The 22,569-nt window shown below is 48.5% G+C and carries 28 protein-coding genes and 1 tRNA gene; 4 read left to right on the top strand and 25 right to left on the bottom strand.

The features are described from left to right. Positions 1-85: 85 nt before the first annotated feature. Genes mnhG through ACFQZE_RS19705 form a run of 6 tightly spaced genes read right to left on the bottom strand, consistent with a single transcriptional unit; the run spans position 86 to position 5,878 of the window. Positions 86-475 carry a monovalent cation/H(+) antiporter subunit G gene (mnhG, locus tag ACFQZE_RS19730; protein WP_379360222.1) on the bottom strand — a complete coding sequence of 130 codons (390 nt, stop codon included), beginning with the start codon at positions 473-475 and terminating at the stop codon, positions 86-88. Beyond that, positions 444-749 carry a Na(+)/H(+) antiporter subunit F1 gene (locus ACFQZE_RS19725; protein ID WP_379360220.1) on the bottom strand — a complete coding sequence of 102 codons (306 nt, stop codon included), beginning with the start codon at positions 747-749 and terminating at the stop codon, positions 444-446. Before ACFQZE_RS19725 ends, mnhG begins: the two co-directional genes overlap by 32 nt. Next, complete coding sequence (locus ACFQZE_RS19720; RefSeq protein WP_379360218.1) at positions 746-1,084, bottom strand: Na+/H+ antiporter subunit E; 339 nt, start codon at positions 1,082-1,084, stop codon at positions 746-748. Before ACFQZE_RS19720 ends, ACFQZE_RS19725 begins: the two co-directional genes overlap by 4 nt. Further along, positions 1,081-2,670 carry a Na+/H+ antiporter subunit D gene (locus ACFQZE_RS19715; protein WP_379360216.1) on the bottom strand — a complete coding sequence of 530 codons (1,590 nt, stop codon included), beginning with the start codon at positions 2,668-2,670 and terminating at the stop codon, positions 1,081-1,083. Before ACFQZE_RS19715 ends, ACFQZE_RS19720 begins: the two co-directional genes overlap by 4 nt. Continuing rightward, positions 2,663-3,001: a Na(+)/H(+) antiporter subunit C gene (locus tag ACFQZE_RS19710; protein ID WP_379360214.1), complete on the bottom strand. Its 339-nt coding sequence runs from the start codon at positions 2,999-3,001 to the stop codon at positions 2,663-2,665. The genes ACFQZE_RS19715 and ACFQZE_RS19710 overlap by 8 nt, the downstream gene beginning before the upstream one ends. Next, positions 3,002-5,878: a Na+/H+ antiporter subunit A gene (locus tag ACFQZE_RS19705; protein ID WP_379360212.1), complete on the bottom strand. Its 2,877-nt coding sequence runs from the start codon at positions 5,876-5,878 to the stop codon at positions 3,002-3,004. It abuts the gene before it with no gap. A gap of 657 nt (positions 5,879-6,535) precedes the next feature. Here ACFQZE_RS19705 and ACFQZE_RS19700 point away from each other — a divergent pair. Both ACFQZE_RS19700 and ACFQZE_RS19695 read left to right on the top strand, forming a co-directional pair. Then, the gene (locus ACFQZE_RS19700; protein WP_379360210.1) at positions 6,536-7,198 is read left to right on the top strand and encodes a potassium channel family protein; all 663 of its coding nucleotides are present in this window, start codon (positions 6,536-6,538) and stop codon (positions 7,196-7,198) included. Then, entirely contained in the window at positions 7,185-8,576 is a 1,392-nt protein-coding gene (locus ACFQZE_RS19695) for a TrkH family potassium uptake protein (protein WP_379360208.1), read from the top strand. Before ACFQZE_RS19700 ends, ACFQZE_RS19695 begins: the two co-directional genes overlap by 14 nt. Here the strand turns inward: ACFQZE_RS19695 and ACFQZE_RS19690 are convergent. The 4 genes from ACFQZE_RS19690 to rpsF all read right to left on the bottom strand — a co-directional run bounded on the left by ACFQZE_RS19690 (position 8,514) and on the right by rpsF (position 10,297). Then, positions 8,514-8,975 (bottom strand): DinB family protein, encoded by a 462-nt coding sequence (locus ACFQZE_RS19690; protein ID WP_379360206.1) that lies wholly within the window; start codon positions 8,973-8,975, stop codon positions 8,514-8,516. The genes ACFQZE_RS19695 and ACFQZE_RS19690 overlap by 63 nt on opposite strands. 169 nt (positions 8,976-9,144) lie before the next feature. Next, positions 9,145-9,426 (bottom strand): 30S ribosomal protein S18, encoded by a 282-nt coding sequence (gene rpsR / locus ACFQZE_RS19685; protein WP_379360204.1) that lies wholly within the window; start codon positions 9,424-9,426, stop codon positions 9,145-9,147. A 24-nt stretch (positions 9,427-9,450) separates the two neighbouring features. Then, positions 9,451-9,978, bottom strand: coding sequence for a single-stranded DNA-binding protein (gene ssb, locus ACFQZE_RS19680; RefSeq protein WP_379360202.1), 528 nt, complete (start codon positions 9,976-9,978; stop codon positions 9,451-9,453). 34 nt (positions 9,979-10,012) lie between these two features. After that, complete coding sequence (gene rpsF / locus ACFQZE_RS19675) at positions 10,013-10,297, bottom strand: 30S ribosomal protein S6 (RefSeq protein ID WP_379360200.1); 285 nt, start codon at positions 10,295-10,297, stop codon at positions 10,013-10,015. Positions 10,298-10,520: 223 nt separating this feature from the next. Between rpsF and ACFQZE_RS19670 the strand changes: the two genes are divergently transcribed. Continuing rightward, positions 10,521-10,703: a YjzC family protein gene (locus ACFQZE_RS19670; protein ID WP_379360198.1), complete on the top strand. Its 183-nt coding sequence runs from the start codon at positions 10,521-10,523 to the stop codon at positions 10,701-10,703. Positions 10,704-11,130: 427 nt separating this feature from the next. On the opposite strand, the gene ACFQZE_RS19665 is transcribed toward ACFQZE_RS19670, so the two are convergent. From ACFQZE_RS19665 to ACFQZE_RS19605, 13 genes are all read right to left on the bottom strand, one after another. Beyond that, the gene (locus ACFQZE_RS19665; protein WP_379360196.1) at positions 11,131-11,472 is read right to left on the bottom strand and encodes a DUF805 domain-containing protein; all 342 of its coding nucleotides are present in this window, start codon (positions 11,470-11,472) and stop codon (positions 11,131-11,133) included. 22 nt (positions 11,473-11,494) lie between these two features. Next, positions 11,495-11,854 (bottom strand): DUF805 domain-containing protein, encoded by a 360-nt coding sequence (locus ACFQZE_RS19660; RefSeq protein ID WP_379360194.1) that lies wholly within the window; start codon positions 11,852-11,854, stop codon positions 11,495-11,497. A gap of 91 nt (positions 11,855-11,945) precedes the next feature. Further along, the gene (locus ACFQZE_RS19655) at positions 11,946-12,308 is read right to left on the bottom strand and encodes a DUF805 domain-containing protein (protein WP_379360192.1); all 363 of its coding nucleotides are present in this window, start codon (positions 12,306-12,308) and stop codon (positions 11,946-11,948) included. Positions 12,309-12,609: 301 nt separating this feature from the next. Beyond that, complete coding sequence (cysC, locus tag ACFQZE_RS19650; RefSeq protein WP_379360190.1) at positions 12,610-13,122, bottom strand: adenylyl-sulfate kinase; 513 nt, start codon at positions 13,120-13,122, stop codon at positions 12,610-12,612. A gap of 20 nt (positions 13,123-13,142) precedes the next feature. Continuing rightward, entirely contained in the window at positions 13,143-14,000 is an 858-nt protein-coding gene (locus ACFQZE_RS19645) for an STM4011 family radical SAM protein (protein ID WP_379360188.1), read from the bottom strand. Continuing rightward, positions 13,997-15,373: an STM4012 family radical SAM protein gene (locus ACFQZE_RS19640; protein ID WP_379360761.1), complete on the bottom strand. Its 1,377-nt coding sequence runs from the start codon at positions 15,371-15,373 to the stop codon at positions 13,997-13,999. Before ACFQZE_RS19640 ends, ACFQZE_RS19645 begins: the two co-directional genes overlap by 4 nt. Before the next feature lie 30 nt (positions 15,374-15,403). Beyond that, positions 15,404-16,201 (bottom strand): STM4013/SEN3800 family hydrolase, encoded by a 798-nt coding sequence (locus tag ACFQZE_RS19635; protein WP_379360186.1) that lies wholly within the window; start codon positions 16,199-16,201, stop codon positions 15,404-15,406. Further along, entirely contained in the window at positions 16,194-17,435 is a 1,242-nt protein-coding gene (locus ACFQZE_RS19630) for an STM4014 family protein (RefSeq protein ID WP_379360185.1), read from the bottom strand. Before ACFQZE_RS19630 ends, ACFQZE_RS19635 begins: the two co-directional genes overlap by 8 nt. Positions 17,436-17,437: 2 nt before the next feature. Continuing rightward, positions 17,438-18,283: an STM4015 family protein gene (locus ACFQZE_RS19625; protein ID WP_379360183.1), complete on the bottom strand. Its 846-nt coding sequence runs from the start codon at positions 18,281-18,283 to the stop codon at positions 17,438-17,440. Between the two features lie 199 nt (positions 18,284-18,482). Next, a tRNA-Ser gene (locus ACFQZE_RS19620) sits at positions 18,483-18,573 on the bottom strand. A gap of 159 nt (positions 18,574-18,732) precedes the next feature. Beyond that, entirely contained in the window at positions 18,733-18,951 is a 219-nt protein-coding gene (locus ACFQZE_RS19615; RefSeq protein ID WP_379360181.1) for a DUF951 domain-containing protein, read from the bottom strand. Positions 18,952-18,954: 3 nt separating this feature from the next. Further along, the gene (locus tag ACFQZE_RS19610; protein WP_379360759.1) at positions 18,955-19,815 is read right to left on the bottom strand and encodes a mechanosensitive ion channel family protein; all 861 of its coding nucleotides are present in this window, start codon (positions 19,813-19,815) and stop codon (positions 18,955-18,957) included. A gap of 28 nt (positions 19,816-19,843) precedes the next feature. After that, the gene (locus tag ACFQZE_RS19605; RefSeq protein WP_379360179.1) at positions 19,844-20,083 is read right to left on the bottom strand and encodes a putative Se/S carrier protein; all 240 of its coding nucleotides are present in this window, start codon (positions 20,081-20,083) and stop codon (positions 19,844-19,846) included. Positions 20,084-20,195: 112 nt separating this feature from the next. Between ACFQZE_RS19605 and yyaC the strand changes: the two genes are divergently transcribed. Beyond that, entirely contained in the window at positions 20,196-20,804 is a 609-nt protein-coding gene (gene yyaC / locus ACFQZE_RS19600; protein WP_379360177.1) for a spore protease YyaC, read from the top strand. 20 nt (positions 20,805-20,824) lie between these two features. Here yyaC and ACFQZE_RS19595 read toward each other — a convergent pair whose 3' ends face one another. Further along, positions 20,825-21,307 (bottom strand): DUF4446 family protein, encoded by a 483-nt coding sequence (locus tag ACFQZE_RS19595; RefSeq protein ID WP_379360175.1) that lies wholly within the window; start codon positions 21,305-21,307, stop codon positions 20,825-20,827. Between the two features lie 14 nt (positions 21,308-21,321). Next, positions 21,322-22,494, bottom strand: a complete 1,173-nt coding sequence (locus ACFQZE_RS19590; RefSeq protein WP_379360173.1) for an aminotransferase class V-fold PLP-dependent enzyme — start codon at positions 22,492-22,494, stop codon at positions 21,322-21,324. Positions 22,495-22,569: the final 75 nt, after the last annotated feature.

Raw genomic sequence — 22,569 nt, 5'->3', positions numbered from 1 at the left:
TATCAAAAAAGCGGACAAGTAGGCCATTTCGACTATTTGCCCGCTTTTTTTGATTCTTTCGCTAGATTCGGGAGACTGCCGTCAGCTACAGCCCCTTCTTGCCCGACAGCTCTCTTTCCTGCTTCAGCGCCTTTTTTAAGTCGTCCTGCACGCTCCCCTTCCAAAGCGACACGCCGGATCGATAAGCCGCACGGCCATTCAAATGTCCGGCCACAGGCCCTGTCATAAACACAAACACTATGCCAAGCAGCAGCTTAATGCTGATATGATCCTTAAAGATCCAAAAGTAAAAAAATCCGCCTAACAAAATAAAGAGGACACCGAGCGTTGCGCTTTTGGTCGCCGCATGGGATCGCAAATAAACATCCGGCAGCCGGATTAGCCCGAAGGCGCTCAGCACGCAAATAGCCGCTCCAAGCAATACGATTCCCCCAACTACTAGTTCAAAGATCAGTTCGATCGTCTCCGCTCTCAAGCACAACCCCCCTCTCGATATATCTCGCAAACGCCGTCGTTCCGATAAACGTCAAAATTCCGATCAGCAAAATAATATCGAAATAAGCTGTCGTGCCAAGCAGCATCCCGATGACCGCAATTATCGCCAGCAGCATAATGCCGATGGTGTCCAGCGCTGCAATGCGGTCCGAAATCGACGGACCTCTAAGCAGCCGATACATACAGCCGATAATCGATAGCGACAATAAGACAAGAGCCGTCAGCAGCATACCTTCCAAAACGCCCTCCATCATGCTCTTGTCACCTCCATAATCGCTCTCTCGAATGAGCTTTTAATTTGGTCGGCCAGCTGCTCGGCATCCTCGATGTCCATCGCATGAATGTAGAGCGTCTCCCCGTCGCCCGACACATCCAACGTCAAAGTTCCAGGAGTGAGACAAATGAGAAGCGACAAAAGCGTAATTTCCGCGTCCGTCTTCAAATCTGTTTTCATCTCTACAATGCCGGGACGAATCGTCAACCTTGGTTTCACGATTTGCACCATGACGGCGTAGCTGGAGAGCAGCAGCTCTTTATTAAACAGTACAAAAAGCTTCACAACCGCCCATGCCCGTCTAAACCACTTCATCGCTCCCACCCTTTCAACACCGCATCCACATAAATGGATGGGCGAACCAAGGTTTCTCCCGCATCCGTTACCAAAGCGTACACCCACTCCGCTCCAAGTCCGATTCCAATGACGAGCACCAGCAATCCGGCTCCCGGAGCAAGTGCAAGCAGGGACAGCTTACCTTTGTTTTCCTTAGATACACTTTTCTTAATCGCAAATTCCTTAGCTGCGCTCTCCTTAATTGCTCCTGCCTCATCTGTATCCATTCCCTCAGCCGCCGTCTTTTTCAAAAAGACCGCTGAACGCTCCGAGCCCCAAAACGCAGCCATAAACAAACGGAACAAGGAATACAATACGACGAAGCTGGAAGCGACCGAAATCGCTGCAAGCGCATATTGCTCCGCCTCGAATCCGCCTCGAATGATCAGCAGTTTGCCGGCAAAGCCGCTGAACGGCGGTATGCCCGCAACCGACAAAGCCGTTACAAAAAACATCCATCCGAGGACGGGATGTTTTTTGATCAGCCCGCCCATTTCCGAAAGCTTGCTCGTCCCGGCCGCCGCTATGATCATGCCGCCAAGAATAAACAGCAGCGCTTTGGCAATCATGTCATGCAGCAAATAAAAGACGGCGCCGTCAAGCGAATCTTTATTAAATGCAGCCAGACCAAACGCAATAAACCCTACGCTAATAATGACGTTGTAGTTTAGAATACGCGGGATATCCTTGTAGGCGAGCGCTCCAATCGCCCCCAGCACCATAGTTGCCCCGGCCATCCAGCCGATCCAGCTATGCGTAACCGACGGATCGTTGTAAAAGATCAGCGTAAACGTACGCAATAGCGCGTACAAGCCGACTTTGGTAAGCAGCGCCGCAAAAATTGCTCTAATAGCAGCCGGAGGCGCTCCATAAGAGCCGGGCAGCCAAAAGAATAAGAACAAGCCTGCTTTTAGAGCAAATACAATCATAAACAGGAGCGCAATAACGTTTAGAATGCCGCCTTGTCCCGCATCCGCCACTCTAGCGGACAAATCCGCCATATTAAGCGCACCGGTCACTCCGTACAAATAAGCGACAGCCGCCACAAACAGCGCGGAAGAAATAATGTTGATCAGCATATATTTGATCGATTCCCTCAGCTGCGGCTTCGTTCCGCCAAGCACGATAAGCGCATAAGAGGAAATAAGCATCACTTCAAAGCATACGAACAAGTTGAAAATATCACCCGTCAGAAACGAGCCCAATACGCCCACCAGCAAAAATTGAAACAGCGGATAATAGTAATGGCGTTCCCGCTCCCCGCCAATGGTGCGGAATGAATACACCAAGCAAAAAACTCCGATGATGGCCGTAGCTAATACAAGCAATGCCGCCAACATATCCGCTACAAAAATAATGCCGTAAGGAGGTGCCCATCCGCTCATATAGAGAGTTTGAATGCCTTCCGTCTTCACCTGTACCAAAATGCAGCAAGCTGCAGCCACATTGAGCAGTCCGCTGACGAGGCTGATCCAGCGCTGCGCCTTTACCCGCTCTTTCAAAAAGACTAGCAGCACAGCCGTACAAAGCGGAATAAGCAAGGGCACTACGAGTAAATTATTCATTTTCGTCCCCCCTTAGCTGTTCCATATCGTCTGTGCCGAGCTTCTGATAAGCCTTATAGGCCAAAACGAAAAAAAACGAAGTGACGCCAAAGCTGATGACAATCGACGTCAAAATAAGCGCCTGAGGCAAAGGATCGACGTAAGACTCCGCCTTCTCCCCGAGCAGCGGGGCCGCTCCCGTCTTAAGTCGCGACATGGTGAGCAGCAGCAAATGGACCCCATGCGTCAAAAAGGACGTGCCTAAAATGATACGAAGCAAGCTTTTCGATAGAATCAAGTAGACTCCCACCGTAAATAAAACCCCAATCGCCAAGGACATATACAGCTCCATCTATTGATCCCTCCCGATTGTCAAAATAATCGTCATCGTCACGCCGATAACCGTTAAATAAACGCCTAGATCAAACAAAGTCGCCGTCGCCAGCTCCAACTCGCCGATGAGCGGAATATCAAAATAGTCAAACGCATGGCTCAGAAACGGGGCGTCGAATACAAAGGAACCCATCCCCGTCAGAAGCGCGACCATAATGCCGATCGCCGTCAATTTCCTAAAGTTGACGGGAACCCAACGCTGAACCGACTCCATGCCGAACGACATGGCCATCAACAACAAAGCCGAAGAAGCCATCAATGCGCCGATAAATCCGCCGCCCGGATTGTGGTGTCCCATATAGAACAAATACAGCGAGAAGCAAAGGATAAGCACGATAGCGATTTTGGCAACCGTTCTTAAAATAACGTCGTTGCTTTTTGGAGCATGCACATCGTGATGGAACTCGAACTCTCGGGGCTTGAGTACTCGCTCTTCCCCGTCCAGCCTCAGCTTGATCAAAGCGTAAATTCCATAAGAAGCAACGCCAAGCACCACAATTTCCAGCAGCGTATCGAATCCGCGGAAGTCTACCAAAATGACGTTGACGACATTTTTTCCCCCGGCCAGCTTATAGCTATTTTCCAGGAAATAATTCGAGATGGACTCAAAGGATCGGTCGCCGCTCGCGCTGAGGGCAATAAGCGTCATCACGGCGCCTACGCCAACTGCAATAATAAAATTCCCTAGCTTGAAGCGCAGGGCGACCATTTCTTTTTTCAGCTTTGGCAAATGGTAGAAGCATAGCAAAAACAGCGCAACAGATACCGTTTCTACAATCATTTGCGTAAGCGCGAGGTCCGGCGCCCGGAAAATAACAAAAAACAGCGTCACCATATAGCCGGATACCCCGGTCAAAATAATCGCCATCAGCCGGGACGTCGCAAACGGAACGGCAATCGCAGACAGCACTAGAGCCGCGATAATAACCGCTTCGTAAAAGGAAGTCGCGGCATATCCCGTCGTATCCAGCTTCCACGCGCCTTCCCGGAACAAGGTCCAGCCTAGCGACAAGATGAGAAACACAAAAATATAGATCAAATAGTGACGGAGCGACCCCGTCATATAACGGTTCGTTATGCCTTTGGAGCCGCGGTCAAGCAGCCGCAGGCCGCCGTCATAGCCGCCATTCAAAGAAATCCCCTTGAATAAAGGCGCATGAAGCATCGTCCACTTGCGATGCAGCATAAAGAGCGCGGAGCCCATCGCAACGACGCCCATCGTCATAAATAGCTCCGTCGTCCATCCGTGCCACAAGTCGATCGACACTTTAAAGGTTTCTCCCGGCGCAAGCAGATGAGGATGAACGGCCGCCATTGCCGGCTCGATAATGGTATACGACAGCAGATTCGGAAATAACCCGAATACGAGAACAAGCGCGGCAAGCGCTACTGGAGGAAGCAGCAGGCCGAGAGGCGCTTCATGCGGCTTCTTGTCCAGCTTCTCAAACTGGGCTCTGCCTCCGAATGTGCGGAACACGAGCAGCATGCTGTATACAAAAGTAAAGATACTCGCGATCCAAGCCATGATCGGGAACAGCGCCCCCCATGTATCCATGCTGAGCAACTGCATCTCTCGAATGTTCAATACTGCGGTAAAAAACATTTCTTTGCTCAAAAACCCGCCAAACGGGGGAATGCCCGCCATTGAGAAGGAGCCAATGACCGCAATCGTAAACGTAATCGGCATAACCGCCATTAGTCCGCCAAGCTTGCGAATATCGCGAGTGCCCGTCTCATGGTCGACAATGCCGACAACCATAAACAATGCGCCTTTAAACACAGCGTGATTAATTAAATGGAAAACAGCCGCCATCGTCGCTTTCGTGTAAAAAACCGCCTGATCCATGCCGGAATACAAAGCCGCCGCAGAACCGAGGCCGAATAAGCTCATAATCAATCCGAGCTGGCTAATCGTTGAAAACGCAAGCAGCGCCTTCAAATCGGTTTGCTTCAATGCACGGAAAGCTCCATAAATAAGCGTGACAATTCCGGCGCCGGATACGAGCCACAGCCATAAGCCTTCGCCTGCAAACACAGGACTTAAACGGGCAACCAAATAAATGCCTGCCTTGACCATCGTGGCGGAATGCAAATAGGCGCTAACCGGCGTCGGCGCTTCCATCGCGTCCGGAAGCCAAATATGAAACGGGAATTGGGCCGATTTTGTAAAAGCCCCCAGCAAAATAAGCAGCATCGCAGGAATAAACAAAGCATGCTCTGTTAGCGCAGACGCGGAAATCCCGCCAATAATTTCTCTAATGCTGAACGTTCCTGTCATCACATACAGAAGAATAAAACCGGCGAACATGGCGAGACCGCCAAAAACGGTGATGACCATCGATTTTAAGGCGCCATAACGTGATTTCTCCCGCTCATGCCAAAAGGCGATCAGCAAAAAGGAGCTAATGCTCGTCATTTCCCAAAAGCCGTACAGAACCATCAAGTTGTCGGACAGGACAAGCCCTAACATGGCCCCCATAAACAACATCAAATACGTGTAGAAATGAGCCAGCTTTTCCTTGCTGCGATCCAAATAAAAGATGGAGTACAGCATTACAAGCGACCCGATCCCTGTAATAAGCAAGGAGAACAGTAAAGAAAGTCCGTCCCCATATACCGTAAAGTCAACGCCTAGCGACGGTATCCACGCGATTGAAGCGCGGATCGCTTCTCCTTCTCCGATTTCGGGAATGAGACTAAGCATCGCCGCAAAAAGGACAATCGGAGCAGGCAGCGCCAGCCACCCGGTATGCACCCGCGGCATTAGCCTTTGCAAAAGCGGTATAGCAATCGCAAATAAAAAAGGAATCAAAATAACAACATGAAGTAGAGACAACTGTGCAACCTCCTAAAGGGATTCCGTCATTCAAATCCAGTATTTCCTAAATAGCGGGCAAACAAGCGCGAGATAGCGCAATCCCAGCCGCCCTACTCCCCCGCAACCCCAAAAAAACGCAAAAAGAGCCCGCTGTTGGCAGGCTCCTCCATTAAAAACGAATATGCAATTATGTGCAAAATCAAACTTATTATATCTTTGAAAAGAGCCTTTTGTCAATGTAATCGTTTGCATAGCGAATGAAATAGCGCTTATGAGGGGATACCTTTTTAACAAAGGAGTGAGTCTCTCATGTTAGCTCTTCGCGTCAAAATCGCCTTCTGCGCTGCTGTTTTCCTGCTCATCGTTGGATTTGGAGCGGCTTTTTATCGGCAAATGGACCACGAGCGTCCCCCAATGCCGAGCCTATCCCCTGGGGGTGGCTATCGCTTGTTTCAATTAAAAGATTACGCAGGCTTTAATCAAAAAAAAGCCCCATATATCCCTTATATGCCTAGGGAATATGTCAAAATTGTTCAGGAGAAGAAGAACCCCATCAAATAGGCTGTTTTATTGCTATTAACCTTTGACAAACGGGATGCCGTCTCCTATCATTTTACACAGTAGCTATATGGCACAATTCGTCTATTCATCCCTAACATGTCAGGATGTGACTCTATGAAAAAACAATTTATGGTGATTGGACTAGGACGTTTCGGCTCCAGTCTAACCAAAACACTGATCGGAAACGGTCATGAGGTACTCGCCATCGATAAAAACGAACAGCTTGTGCAAGAAATGGCTTCAATCGCCACACACGCTATTCAAGCCGATTGCACGGACGAGTCTGTGCTTCGCGAGCTAGGAGCGCGCAATTTCTCTCATGCGATCGTCGCCATCGGCGATGATTTGCAAGCCAGCATTTTGACGACGCTGCTGCTGAAGGAGCTAAAGGTTCCCAAAGTAACGGCAAAAGCGCGCAACGAAATGCACGGCAAGGTGCTGGGCAAAATAGGCGCAGACTATGTCATTTACCCAGAGAGAGATATGGGCGTCCGGCTCGGCAACCAGCTTAGCTCCGACAACCTGATTGATTATATCGAGCTGTCGCCGGATTACAATTTGGCGGAAATTTTGGCGCCGCCGGCGATGAACGGCAAATCGTTGAAGGATCTCAATATTCGGGCTAAATACGGCTGTACGATTATGGCTATCAAAACAGGCGACAGCATCAACGTTTCGCCGAAAGCGGAGGACGCCATCCATACCGGGGACATTCTTCTTATTATAGGAAGCAATGAAGACATCCGGGACTTGGAGAATGATTATGAACGCCCTTAAACCTATCAGACGGAACGACTTATCCTGGCCGGAGAGAATTGTCACCCGGCTGAAAAACAAAACCAGCCCGCCTCAGCTCATTACAGCCGTCTTTTTTATGCTCGCTTGGATTGGCGCAATCTTACTGAATATGCCCTTCTCTTCCAGCACAGGGGAGCCGATCGGCCTTTTGAACGCGTTGTTCACTTCCGTATCGGCCGTCTGTGTAAACGGGCTCGTCGTACTCGATACCGGAACGGCTTTTTCGACTACGGGACAAGTCATCATTATGATTTTGATCCAAATTGGCGGTATCGGATTTATGACCTTGGGGGTTATGGTCGCCATATTGCTCGGCAAAAAAATCGGGCTCAAGCAGCGGCTGATCATCCAGCAGACGACGCAGTCCACTTCGGCGCAAGGGCTTGTACGACTCTCTTTGTACATGGTGCTGATCGTCTTTATTTTCGAATCGTTGGCCACTATTATTTTAACGCTGCGCTGGTCGGATGAAATGGGGTTTGGTACGGCGGCTTATTATGCGCTATTTCACTCCATCTCGGCCTTCAACAACGCGGGATTTGCCTTATGGTCAGACGGGCTAAGCTCCCATGTAGGCGATCCCATCGTGAACTTTACGATTATTCTTTTGTTCGTGGTTGGCGGACTCGGCTATATCGTAGTGGTGGATATTTTTAAAAAGCGGTCCTGGAGGAAGCTGTCGCTCCATTCCAAAATCGTTTTGCTCGCCACTTCCGTTTTGACGATAACGGGATTCCTTTTGCTTTTCTTTTTGGAAAGCTGGAACAGCGCTACCTTTGGACAGCTAACATTGAGCGAACAGGTCCATGCCGCTATTTTTCAAAGCATGTCTCCAAGGAGCGCAGGGTTCAACACTATTAATATTGGCGATATGCTGGCCGTTTCCCAGTTTATTCTGATCATTCTCATGTTCATCGGGGCGGCATCCGGCGGTACCGGCGGCGGGGTCAAAACGAACACGATCGTCGTGCTCATTCTCGCGACCATCAACACCTTCCGCGGGGGCGGCCAAATTCACGTATTCCAACGTAAAATATCGCAAGATACCGTTATGCGGGCGCTCGCAGTCGTCATCAGCTCGCTAATATGCGTCCTTACGGTCACGATTTTGCTCACCATTACGGAGAACATGCTGGAGGATCACTTTTTGGAGGTGCTGTTCGAGGCTACCTCAGCTTTTAGCACTACGGGGCTTTCCATGGGGCTGACCGCCGACCTCTCCACCGCCGGCAAAATTATTATCACCATTACCATGTTCATTGGCCGTCTGGGGCCGCTGACGCTTGCTTACGCGTTATCCCAAACAAAAAAGACATCCAAAATCGGATATCCGGAAGATCATATTCTTATTGGATAATGAGGAAACCCTTGCCCAGCTTATACAGCTTGCAAGGGTTTTTACTTTGGGGTGACACCACGAGACAGATACGGGATCATTCTCTAACTCATTTGACCAGGTATCAAGAAACCCTTGTATTTCCCGAATCCAAGCATCGGAAAGTTTCTTCACTTGCTCTAGCGTATTATAGTGCTCGAAAGGAACAGGAATATCCGGTTTGCCCTGTATTCCGCGAATCCAGCTATATTCAACGTCAGCTATATGAAAAAAAGTATAATGAATGTTTCCCGCTCTGCCAGTCCGCTTACGCAGCAATTGTTCTGCAGGCATTTGTTTGCACAACTCGAACCATTCATTTCTTACCATCCAGTTATATTGAAATAGCTTAATCAATTCAACACCCCTTATTGCCTTCACTCTGTCCACTATTCAAACCGATGTCAGCCTGCCAAATTTCCATACGTTAAATTCCCATATTAGTTATAGAACATACGTTCTAATTTCTGCAAATAAAACTTGCCCTTCCTATTAAAATGCATAAAAAAGAGCCTCCAATAGGAGGCTCTTCGTTATTGCCCTATACAGACTATTCAGTCGTGTAAGGAAGCAATGCGATTTGACGGGAACGTTTAATTGCAATTGTCAGCAAGCGTTGGTATTTCGCGCTTGTGCCAGTTACACGACGTGGCAAAATTTTGCCGCGCTCGCTAATAAACTTCTTCAGCAAATCAGTGTCTTTATAGTCAATGTTCGAAATTTTGTTTACAGTGAAGAAACAAACTTTACGACGTTTGTTACGTCCGCCTTTGCGGCCGCCGAATTTGCGTTCTGGACGCTCATCGCCGCCTTCTCTTTGCTTAAAGCTCATCGGGATCCATCCTTTCGTCAATAATTAAAATGGTAAATCATCTTCCGAAATGTCAATTGGGCGTCCGTCATCCTTGAAAGGATCGTTATTGTCGTTCCGAGATTGGTTCGAACGATTGCCGCCGTTCCCGCCGCTGTAGGAGTTTCCTCCACCGCCGCTATAACCGCCTGCATTTCCGCCTCCGCTGCTAAATCCTCCGCTATTGTCCTCACGCGGCGCTCCGCCTTCGCGGCTCGACTCCAGGAACCGGACGTTGTCTGCAATAACTTCCGTTACATACACACGCTTGCCCTCGTTGTTCTCGTAGTTGCGCACTTGAATGCGGCCTTCAACCGCCGTTAAGCGGCCTTTGCGTAAGTAATTGGCACAAGTTTCAGCTAGCTGGCGCCAAGTCACGACCGGAATAAAATCCGCCTCGCGCTCGCGTCCTTCACCGCCGCTAAATGGACGGTCAACGGCCAATGTGAATTGCGTTACCGCAACTCCGGCTGGCGTATAACGAAGCTCAGGATCCCTCGTCAATCTGCCGATCAATATGACACGGTTCAACATAACATGACCTCCCCTTGAACAAATCTTGCGTCGACTAAGCTACGTCTCTGACGATCAACGAACGAATAACTTCGTCCGAAATCTTCATGATACGGTCTAGTTCGTTAACAACTTCAGTTGTAGCGTTGAAGTGTACCAGAACAAAGTAACCATCACGAAGCTTGTTGATCTCATACGCAAGACGGCGTTTTCCGATTACGTCTGTCTTTGTAACCTCTCCACCGTTGGAGATGATGCCATTGAATTTATCAACGAGAGCTTGAACGTTTTCTTGCTCAACGTCTGGACGAATGATGTACATCACTTCATATTTGCGCATATTGTTTCACCTCCTTTTGGACTAACGGCCCCGCAAGCGGAGCAAGGAACGAGCCGTGGGCTCGCATCTCTATACTATATCAAATTATACATACCATGACAAGTACCCGGCTGCCATCCGTTATCTGTCAGACATGGCCGGAGCGCCTGGTGCTTATACTAATCCTTGGGCTATGCTGCAAGGGCTGCGGCTCGTCCCAAAATTCAGCCGGAGGTGCTCCGCAATGGGCGAATTTACAATGTTTAATGAAGGAGACCGCGCTCCTAACGACGGAACGTATATTGAAACGGGAGTCAATTCCTTTCACATGGGCATTCAAAACCCTAAGAAGGTACAGCTGAACAAAGGGGAACGATTCCCCGAGAACACTAACCACGAGCGCAAATGGACAAGAATGCCGAAATAATTTTGAATGACCTTGTATAAAGCTTCAGTAAACGGGCATTCTAAATTCGACGGTGTAAGAGAGGTGTGGTTCCGTTGGACCTAATGGTGCAAGGTAATCGACGTATTCCTTTTCATTCACTTCAGGATAGAAGCGAGGGGTTGTGCTAAAGACTACGGTCCGCAACACACATTCAGAGCCTATAAGAGCGAGCGTTCACGCGCAGCTTTATAAGTGCTCATGAGGATTCAAGAAGCGATTGCCGATTAACTCCGATTGAGGAATGTTGATCTCCAATGTTTCGTTAAGCTTGTTGTGTGAATTGATACAATACCATCAACAACACCGTCGGAAAGAGGGCTCGCGAGAGCCCTCTTCTCTTTTGCCCAAATAAAAAACGACCTCAGAAGAAATCGTTTTTATCAAACTTGGCTTATTTAGCAAAAATTTAATCCGTAGGGTCTTCACCGAAACGATTAGGGCCGGTTTCCCCTTTAAGACACATAAACACCAGGATAACAATAGAGCCGAATGGCACAAAAGAAATAAAAAACCACCATCCGCTACGGTTTGTATCATGCAATCTCCTTACCACTACTGCAATTCCAGGCAGCGCAACAACAAGTAAAAAAATATAATACAGGACTATTAGCGACTCATTAAATTGAACTAACAAAGCGAGCAAAATCACAATAAGAAAGTTTACTAAAGCAAACATCCAGTATTCCTTGCGTCTAGCTCTGCCGCTGAATGTTGCGTATTTCTTAAAAACCTTCAAATACCAAGACAAGGTAGCCACTCCTAGTTAGTAGTTAAGCCGAATATGTGCCGGAAGAAATCATTTTGGGATCTGGACCGTACGTATTGTTCCCTCTTTCACCTTCGATACAAGCAAGCACAAGCAGCACAATCACTCCAACCGGCAATAAGCCTATTAGAGCCCACAGCCCGCTGCGGCCAATGTCATGAAGTCTCCTCACCGAAAGTGCTATCGATGGAAGAATAACAGCTAATACATAGATGAAATAAATAGCAGGATGCAAAAAAGCAGATACTAAACTGACGACGAACGCGACAATTAAATTGAAAAGAAAGAACATCCAATATTCCTTACGCCGGGCCCTTCCGGAAAATACTGCATATTTCTTCCAAACCCCTAAGTACCAAGACAATATAATTCCCCCAATTGTGGATTTTTAAGTTAAATAAAAAACGATCTCTCATCAAGAGATCGCCTTTGTTCTTAGCTCCTAGCCTCTAAGCCTAGTAGGAAGTGGAAGAACTTTGTTTAGGATCTTCGCCATACTGGTTAGAACCTCTTACGCCTTCCAAGCAATGAAATACAATTAAAATGATAAAGCCTACAACCGGTATTAATCCCAAAAGAATAAACCAACCGTTCTTACCGATGTCGTGCAATCTTCGTACAGTCAAAGCTAAGGATGGAATAATAATGGCCAAATAATAAATGTAATAAAGAGTGTCAAAAGCGGAATGAACAAGAGTCAATATACTCAGCAAGAGAGCAAAAATAAAATTGAACAAAAAGAACATCCAATATTCTTTCCGTCTAGCTCTGCCACTGAATGTTGCATATTTCTTGAACGCGCCTAAATACCAAGACAAGAAAACTCCCCCTAATGTTGGAAATGCGTGCTACGTTTTAATTATAGGAAAGTTTCTAAATTTTTCAATACCATTTCTTAAAAAAATATTAAGTTTTTCAATATTTTCGATCCATTTTCTTTTCTATTCCATGTTTTCATTTTTTTCTTCCACTTGATCATGCTACCATGACATTAAGTGACACAAATCGATATTATATTTGAATTTAATTTTCATCGATATACGGATCACCTATTGATATAAGGCCGATTCCAGTAGAGCCGTTATTTCCCTGGCAATGGTGCTCGCTTCATTCCTTTTATTAATCCGCTACGCTCTCCAAAATCCGTATCACATTGCCCTCCACACTCGACAGATCCGTTCTAACTACAATATCCGGATGTGCAGGCGGCTCATAACGATCGGAAACACCCGTAAAGGACGGTATCTCCCCGGCAATGGCTCTCGCATACAGCCCTTTCACATCGCGGCGTATACACTCTTCAAGTGGACACTCCACATATACTTCTGTAAAATAATCCAGCTGAACCCGCGCATACTCGCGCATTTCCGCATAGGGCGAGATCATCGCCACAACGGCGGTAATCCCATTGCGGTTCAACATCCGACAAATGTACACCGCTCTGCGAACGTTTTCCATTCGGTCTTCCCGGCTGAAGCCTAGCTCTCTGCCCAGTGCCTGGCGCAATTCATCGCCATCCAAACATTCCACGGCGTGCCCCTTCGCTCTGAAGGCTTCCGTTAGCGCGCGGGCTGTTGTCGTTTTGCCCGAACTCGGCAGGCCGGTCAGCCATATCGTTTTCCCTTGCCGCAAGCGCTCATCCTCCCCGTTCCTTACCGTTTGACTGCAATGCGCTCCAATATCGATTCGCCGTACACCTCTTCAAGCTTTAATTCCGGCATGTGAATGTAGCCAATGTAGCAATCGCAGCAAGCCATACGGCATGGGCGCTTTTTGGAAATGGCATGCAAGCCTTCCCGATACAAGTTGCCAATCACTTGCCGATCCTTATAGCATCGTTTTACCCGTCCATCCCCCAGCACATAAAAGACGTCGTACCCCGCATTGCAAGCCTTGCCTTTGCTGTCATAATCCATTGCGTTTATTTGAAAATGGGGATCGATTTCCTGAAGCACGGCGGCATCCGCTTCCGTATAATAATCGGGCTGATCCTTGTACGCATTCACCCACATATAAACATCCTGCGGCAGCTTCCCACGAAGCTCTTTCAACGAATCTGTGGCGCTCTTCAAGCCCACTGACCCTACGCTGAACGCGATTCCTTTCTCATACAGCGTCATGCATTGGCGAAGAAACTTATCGCATGCCACTTGTCCGGGATGATACGTCACCCAGAAAGCGGCTTTGCCCGCATGCAGTCCGTCGATCCAATCGAGTTTGGCGGACAGATTCGTTTGAATCGCGACCTTCTCGACATGCTCCATATGGGACAGCTCTGCCATTGCCTCTCTGTACCAGCGATGAGTCAGCCCTTCCCCATACGGGTTAAAAAAGATCGAAAGCCTCGTGCCTTCGGCTCCCTGTTCTCTCACCCACAGGACAAAAGCTTCCAACTGCGCCCGATCCTTAGCCAGCGTCTCCAAACTGTCCTTATTTTTGCTGAAGGGGCAATAAGGGCAGTCGTAGTTGCAGGAGGTCAAGCTTCCGCGATAATAGATTTTGGCTCTCATGGCACAATAAAGCTTTCCATTAAGCTCCGCACATGCGGCGAAATCAACCAATCTCCGATCGCGTCGGAGTGGGCCAGTCCTTCCGGAGTCAGCCTGAATATTCCCTCTTCTGCTACAGCAAGCCCGGTTAATGCCAGCTTCTCTAGCTCTGGGTAATCCTCCAGCGGATTTGTGCCGAACCGCTCCTTGTAAGCACGCATTTCCAACCCCTCGATATGAAGAATCGCTTTTAAAATAAATCTGCGGCGACTTTCATCCCCGTCCAAAATAAACCCGTAATCCGCCTTCGTATAATCCGATGCAGACACATAATCCTCAATTATGCTTTCCGTGGCGCTTCGGCTCACCCCGTACCGCGTTGCATAATGCACCCCTTGAGTATAAGAACGTGCTCCGCAGCCAAGCCCTATCATTCCTTCCTCTTGGCAACTGTAAGGAAGCAATTGCTTGTTGGAGCGCCCCTCCGGCCTTGCGAACCTTCTCATGGAAGATTGAACATACCCATGCTCGGTCAGCCTGTCTCGCGCGGCAACATACATGTCCATCCGAATGTCGCTGCCGCTTTCTTTGATTTGGCCAGGCTTTACAATTGTATGGTCGCGGGTATAAAGCGGGTAAATAAAAATCTCTTCCGGGCTGTAAGACAAGGCGCGTTCAAGCGAATACAGCCATGTTTCCACCGTTTGGCCCGGCAATCCGTAGATCAAATCCAGATTTAGAATCGGAAATTTATGCTGCTTCAATAGACTCAGCGCCTGCTCCACCACCTGCGGCTTTTGCGGACGATAGATGGCGGATGCCTCGCTCTCCACAAAGCTTTGTATGCCCATGCTGATGCGGTCTACCGACCTGCTTTTCAGCACATGCAGCCTTTCCGCCGTAACCGTTTCAGGAGACGCCTCCACGGAAATGGAGGTCCGTTCAAGATCAACGCCCATCTTCCCTTCCGCTATCGCAAATAAACGGTCTAATTGATCCGGCAGCAGCAGCGTCGGCGTTCCGCCTCCAATGGCGAATCGAGCCACAGGCTTGCCTCCCGCAAAAGGAGCCCATTGCCCGGCCTGCCTCTCCAGCGCGTCTACATACTGCTCATGAACCGATGCCCGCTTATCCGGCAGCGTAAACAAGTTGCAAAACCCGCAACGCGCGCCGCAGAACGGAATGTGCATATATAGAAAAAACGTCTCTGCCGCTTCTTCGCGCCATAAATCAGCTAGCGGCAAGCTTTCGTTCAATTTTCGATAGGACATTTTGTGCGGATAAGAATACAAATACGAGCGGTACGGCTCCGAAAGGAGCGTATCCTTCCAATCGCGCAAAGCCGCCTCATCTTCCTTGTTGTCAACGGAACAGAGGGAATCCTCTTTGATCATCATCGCCGTACTCATCCTCCCCGATTTTTTTCACAATATAAAATGCCGGTAAGGCACATTCCAGACGACCTCATGCGCAAGACGATGCCCTTCGTAGCCATCCTCTCCATATGCCGTCCCATGATCCGAAAACACCATGCAAAAAACAGGCCTCTCCCGCTTCCTCATCTCCTGAAAAAGCCTGCCGAGCTGCCCGTCCACATATCCCAGCGCGGCTCTTTGCGTCTCCACCGAATCCTTTTTGGCGCCAGGCACAAAATAATGATTCGGCCCATGAATCGCAGATACGTTCATAAACAAAAACAGCTTTTCGCTGAAGTCCGCCCCATCCAGAAGCTTAATCGCATGATTGACCTGATGCTCCGTCGACCGCGGATTCGTCACCCCAAACGTCATTCTCCAGTAGCTTTCTTGAAAATAGCCCGGAAGCACTTTGGCAAGCGGCACTTTTTTCGTAAAAAAAATAACCCCTCCTATACATATCGTTCGATAGCCTTCCTGCGCAAGGCCGGATACAATATCCGGCGTATCGAACAACCACGTATTCGGGTTTGTTTTGAGCCCCGTATTTTTGGAATGGAACAACCGGACATGCTCCGATTTTTGAGTATGGGCGGGCGTCGGCAGAAATCCTCCGAAGAAAGCATGATGAGCCGCATAAGTAAAGCTGCCTGGAGAATGTCGCTTCTCCCATGATCCGCTTCCGCACAGATTTGGACAATTGCCTTCTTCCAGCACCGCCGCATCGTACCGAAGCGTATCCAGTGTAATCATGAGCAGGTCGTGGCTGCCAACTATTTCATTCATATCGATCGTCTGTTCACTCATGATGATGACTCCCCTCCTTGCCGTCTCCAGATGAAGCTTCTTTAAGCCGCAGCGTCTCCCACTCATACGTCGTGCAGCCCCGATAAACCGTCTCATACAGCAAATCGCCAAAAGGATTAACGTCCAGCACAAAGGGACGGCCGGCTCCTGCGCTGACCGCTATATCGATCCCTGCAATTCTCGACCCTTGGAATACGTTTAAAGCTGCTTCCGCACACCGTTTGATTGCATGCTGTGCATCGTTAGAGAGTCCGACAGCGTCTAGCCCCATTCTCTCACTTTGCAAATGGAGATTCGTAATTGGCGTGGAGCTGACTCTGGCGACGCTGTGGCAAGCCTCTCCGTCAACGACCAATTGTCTAATATCGAATGCGCGATTGTGAATAGCGGCTTTAGCCACCCATCCCTCCACATGCGCTCCATGGCAAAGAAGCCAATTCACAATGTTGCGAATAGTGGCCGAATCCGTGTAGCGCTTAAGCCGCTTCACGTTATAATAGACGGGCGGTCGAGCCGTATAGCTCTCGAACGCTATCGTAGTGACCGCAAGCTCCGCTCCCGTTGCCGGGTTAATTTGATAAGCGATGACGCCGCAAGCTCCCGAGCCTGAGGCCAGCTTCACAAAAACACGCGGCATTCGTTTCACCTTCATCAGCTCGCGCAGCGTCTCATAATTCGTAATCTCAGCTGGCGAACCGAGACGCTTCGGAACGGGTACACCTGCATCCAGCAATGTCGTGTACGTTCTCCTCTTGTCGAACATAACGGCAATGTCACGGGGCGCATTGATCCAGCTTGGCCGCGGCCATATCTCTTCCGCTTCCGTCTCGAGCCGCCTAAGCAATCGATAAAACCCTCGAAACCATTGAGACGGATGATAAATCCGTCCCCTCTGCTCTTCTATCTTCCATGCGTTTTTCATAGAGACCGGCTGACAATAATGCTCGTAAAGAGGCGGTACGATATCCTCCTGCCCAGCGGCATCGGGCGCTCCCAGCGCGATCAACTCACGCTCCACCTCAAAATGTTCACCCGGAGCATCCAGCCGAATAAGAGGGTTTTCCGGAAGCTCATCTCTATGAACTTCTATAAAAGAGGACAACGAAATAGTCCCTCTCAGCAGGTCGAGGTAGTTTAGTTCCAGCGCGAGCGGCAATCCGAGCTTCAGCCTCGCCGACTGAAGCCCCTGTGTGCGGCGATTGCCCGCATTGCCGATCAAAATCATTCCGTCCATCTCTACTCCGTCAAGGAAGGATAGCGATAATCCTCATCGTCATCGTACTCTTGTTGATCGCTTATATCCACATTAAGTTCCGTTTGCTCCCAGCGCTTCATCATCTCGTCGGACATGTAATGATAGTTTAAGTCGAGGAGCTTCAATTGTTTAATTTTAACGCTATTAATTAGCGCCTCAGCGCCTTTATCCGTTAAGGTACCCAAAGACAAATCGAGAGTATCCAGCTGATCCAAAATAGGCGCTTCCGCAATTGCGATTGCAATTTCATCCTGAATTTCACTGTCCTTCAGTCCCAAATAGTTTAGCTCCGGGAACTTGCCAGGCTCAATCAGTGGAAGTACATCAGACAAATCTCCGTCAAACCCGTAATTGTCCACTCCCAAATACAGCTCCAGCTTCTTCAGCTTTGGAAAGCTTCCATTGCTAATGCTCGCAAGCACATCCTTGCCAAGGCCGCCGCAAATAATCGTCAGCTCCTCAAGGCTGTCATGCCGGGCAGGATCGAGCGCAAGCCCCGTGCTACCTTTAATGGTAAACGATTTTAGGCCTGGGAAAGCCGTCAGTAAAGGAGCGAGATTCGATTGGTTGATCCAAGATACTTCGCATTCTTCGTAAGTCATATCGCCGATAAACAAATCATTAAGCTTAGGGAATCGATCCTTCAGTCGAACAAGCGCCTCTACAACTGTACTGGAGTCGTCTTCATACGCACCGCCCCAGTCCCCAATAATCAATTTCTCGATTGAAGCGGCTTCTTCGCCGCCGGCCAGCTGCTCTATCAACTCTACGATTTTCACTCCATCTTCATACTGATCATAATCTATCGATAATTTCACTTCAGACATGGCGATTCCTCCTGAGCGTTAAGGTTTGCACGCGAAATACTTCCAATATTTTTCCTGCGGCATCTAAGCTAATGTACCATAAATACCCATGTGGTACAACGAAGTTTACACCTCTTTTACACCCTTTAACCTTCAAGTTACCCTCTGTTGAAAACACAAAAAAACGGTCCCTCACAGGAACCGTTGGTTGTTTGTATTATGGCGGAGAAGGTGGGATTCGAACCCACGCACGCTTTGACACGCCTAGCTGATTTCGAGTCAGCCCCCTTGGGCCTCTTGGGTACCTCTCCGCATGTAATAAATAATATATCACATAATTTAGGCCTTTGCAAGCGCTGTTTTCAATGCTTTTTTACAATCCAAACGATGATCGTATGCATAATTCCAACAGCATATTTCCAGTGCTTTTAGGCAGACCGTATAGCCGTCTGCGCAACCCTAACGGCATGTTACTCCGCGCTTTGATCTTCCTCTTTTGGCTTAGACCTGAGCACCTTTTTCATATTCTTTTCAAACTTGATCCTTGGGATTAAGACGCTGTGCTTGCAACCCACGCATTTGATTCGAATGTCCATCCCCATCCGGATGATTTCCATCTCGTTTGTACCGCATGGATGCTGTTTTTTCATTTGAACGATATCCCCGAGTTCGAACTGCTTACGCTCCACCCGCTACCCCTCCTCAAAATTGCGCTGATACGTCACCATCTTCGGATAAGGAATTTCGATCCCGTTGCGATCTAACGCTTCCTTCATCTCTTTATTCAACACTCTTGCTACGATTGGATGAGTATTTGGCTTGCACTCTGCTATCACTCGAATCGTAACGGCAGTGGCGGACATCAATTGAACACCAAGCACTTCCGGCTCACTCACTAGATTTTCGTTCTCTAGCTCCTTCATCGTCTGCGAAATAATGGCCATCGCTTTATCCACGTCCGCTTCGTAAGCAACGGATACATCAACTACAGCTAAAGAGTTGTTTACCGAAAAATTAGTGACCTCGTTGATCATTCCGTTAGGAACGATATGCACCTCGCCAGTCCAGCTCAATATTTTAGTTGTGCGAAGTCCTATCACTTCTACCGTTCCTTTAAAGGTTCCCGTCTGGATGACATCGCCTACTGCAAATTGATCCTCCAAAATGATAAAGAACCCTGTCAAAATATCCTTTACCAAGCTTTGCGCGCCAAAACCGATAGCGATGCCGACAACTCCCGCGCCCGCCAGCAGCGGCCCAAGATTGATGCCGATTTCCGAAAGCAGAAGCATACCGGTTATGAAGTACACCGTATACGAAGTCACATTTTTGAGCAGCTTGCCCACCGTGGTCATTCTGCGTGCCTGATTCGGCTGAAACTTGGACGCCCTCTCCAATACGATCCGGTCTAACGTCTTATGAAGCAGCCAAATAACAAGCCTGCTGATCATTATAATAAATAGTATTTTGATAGCGGCCATACCAATATTGGACCACATCTTTTCGTCGCTTAATGCTTCTATAATTTTTTGATATAAGTTATTCACTTTCATCATCTCCATTTTCAGCTTGCTGGCGGCATTATAGGTCTAGTTGCTCGTAACCGGCCTCAATGGGTTTAAAAATGCCTCTGATCTCCACGTTCTCCTGCACAATCACGCTTTTTACGGTGGACAGATCGTCTTCCGGAAAATGAATCGACAAGGCGCAGCCTGCCGTTATTTCCTTTGGCGTAGGACAAATATCGATATCGATCTCCGCATATTCCAGCAGCATTTCCGCCCGAAGCGCCTGCTGAGTTGAATCAAAAGCGATGAGCATGTTGCCGCCTCCTGTTTCCCCGCCCATTTTTCAAATGTCCCGAACGTATAAAATGGTTGTCCCATCCATATACTAGTATCATAGTTAGAGCGATTGGGAGGGATTCTATTCTATGAAACTGCCATTTATGAAAGATTCTCCGTTTAAAGTTCCTTATACCACTTCCAACATACTCGGTATGCTCGTAAATCGGCTTACAGGCTTCTTGCAGGATGTACCGCCCAGTCGGCCTATCGTCATCGTCTGTATCGGTACGGACCGTTCTACCGGCGATGCCTTGGGTCCTCTTATCGGCACCTCGCTGCTCAAATACCGCAGTCCTCACTTCCATCTTTACGGCACGCTCGAAGATCCCGTTCATGCGATGAACCTCGAAGAAACTTTGCTCGAAATTAACCGAAAGTTTCATAAGCCCTACATCATTGGCATCGACGCTTGTTTAGGCCAGGTTTCCAGCGTCGGCTGCATTCAAGTAGGCGAAGGACCCGTTAGGCCCGGTGCTGGCGTAAATAAGGATTTGCCTCCTGTAGGCGATATCCATGTGACCGGCATCGTTAACGTAGGCGGCTTTATGGAATATTTCGTTTTGCAAAATACCAGGCTTCATCTCGTTATGAAAATGTCCGAAGTGATCGCTAACGGCCTCTTCACGGCCATCGCCAACCATATTCACATTTCTACACCCGTTCGCGACCAAACAGCCGCCTCCGATTCACCTTAGTTTCCTATACACATATTCCACTATTTCGCTTCCGCAATCGCTTTGCGCTCTTCCGGGGTAAGCGGATAAGGCGACTCGCCCTTCTCCACCGGCTTCGCATACACATAAGTGCTCTCTCTGCTATGCAGTCCCGAAAACACGGCTCCATCCTTATGATCGTTCATAATGGCAATCGAAAAACTTAAATCGCTTCCCCCATCGGAAAATGCATTGAAACGATGAATGCCGATTTTACTTTTCATATGAGGCAGAGTTGCTTGTACAGCAGCCAATTGCTGCTTAAGCGATTCTGTCTGTTCTTTTTGCGCCTGAAGTTGATTCTTCAAATCCACAACTACATCTTCAACATTTGTAACGCCTGTATCACCCATAACTGCTACATACTGCTTTCTAAGCTTTTTGAGCCTTGAACCGATCACCGCCATCCAAATCAGCAGTACAATAAACAGTACCATTAAAACAGCAGCCACAATATTAAACGGGTTCAAATACCACTCGTCCATTTCTATCCCATCCCCTATATCCCATATTGCTCTGTGATCTCTTTCATAGCTTCAGCCAGTGCATCCACTTCCTCTTTGGTCGTAAAAATGCCGACGCTTGCCCTCACCGCTCCCGTTAAAGACGTGCCTGCGCTCGCATGGGCGAGCGGCGTACAATGGAATCCGGCTCTAACCGCTATGCCATAATGCTGGTCTAGAATAAAGGAAAGCTCAGAAGGATCGACACCCTCTACATGAAACGCAACAATACCTGTTCTTGGCTCGCCGAGAGCGGGTCCAAGTAGCTTTACACTGCGCAACGCTGAGAGGTTTTCCATCAACCTTTGAGCCAGTTCCCACTCCTTGGCGTGGATCTTCTCCACCGTCTCATGCAGCACATACTTCACGCCCTCTAGAAGCCCCGCTAGGCCCGGAGTGTTCTGCGTCCCCGCTTCATACCGGTCTGGCCTGACAAGCGGCTGATACGGCGTCTCTGACTGGCTGCCAGTGCCTCCATGAAGCAGCGGCTCCAACTCCAAGTCTGGAGCAATATACAGTCCGCCTGTCCCTTGAGGACCAAGCAATCCTTTATGCCCGGGGAACGCAAGCATATCAATCCCCATCGCTTGTACATCTACCGGAATGATGCCTGCGCTTTGTGCCGCATCGACCAGCAGCTTTATTCCATTTGCTTTGGCTACTTCCCCAATTTCACCGAGAGGCAGAATCGTGCCCAAAAGATTGGAACTGTGATTGACGACAATCAAGGAAGTGTTTGGGCGTATAGCTTCTTTTACCGCTTCTATCGTTATCTTTCCCGTTTCATCGGCTTCTAAATAAGTGGCTTCAATACCAATGTTTTGCTCCAAGAAATGAATCGGCCTTCGCACAGAGTTATGCTCCACCGATGTCGTAATGACATGATCGCCAGGCTTTAGCCACCCTTTAATCGCCATGTTCAACGCCATCGTCGTATTGGATGCAAACGCAATATCATTGGGATTCCTTATATTAAACAGCTTTGCAAGCTGCTTGCGGGCGTCAAATAAAATCCGGCTTGCCCTGACCGCCATCGCGTGGCTCCCTCTTCCGGGATTCGCTGCATCATTCAGCATCGCACGCATGACCGCATCCGTTACCTCTGGAGGCTTGGGCCAAGAAGTTGCTGCATGGTCTAAATAAATGAATGGTTTTCCGGTTGCGCTCATTTGCCCGCTCCTTTCTCCCATTAATACAACAATGGCATATCTTAGTTTAATCTTTCGACCGAAAGATTACAACTT

The organism is Paenibacillus sp. GCM10027627, assembly GCF_042675505.1.
GTDB lineage: Bacteria > Bacillota > Bacilli > Paenibacillales > Paenibacillaceae > Pristimantibacillus.
The sequence above is the reverse complement of the archived record's forward strand: the minus strand, read 5'-3'. Positions and strand labels throughout refer to the sequence as shown.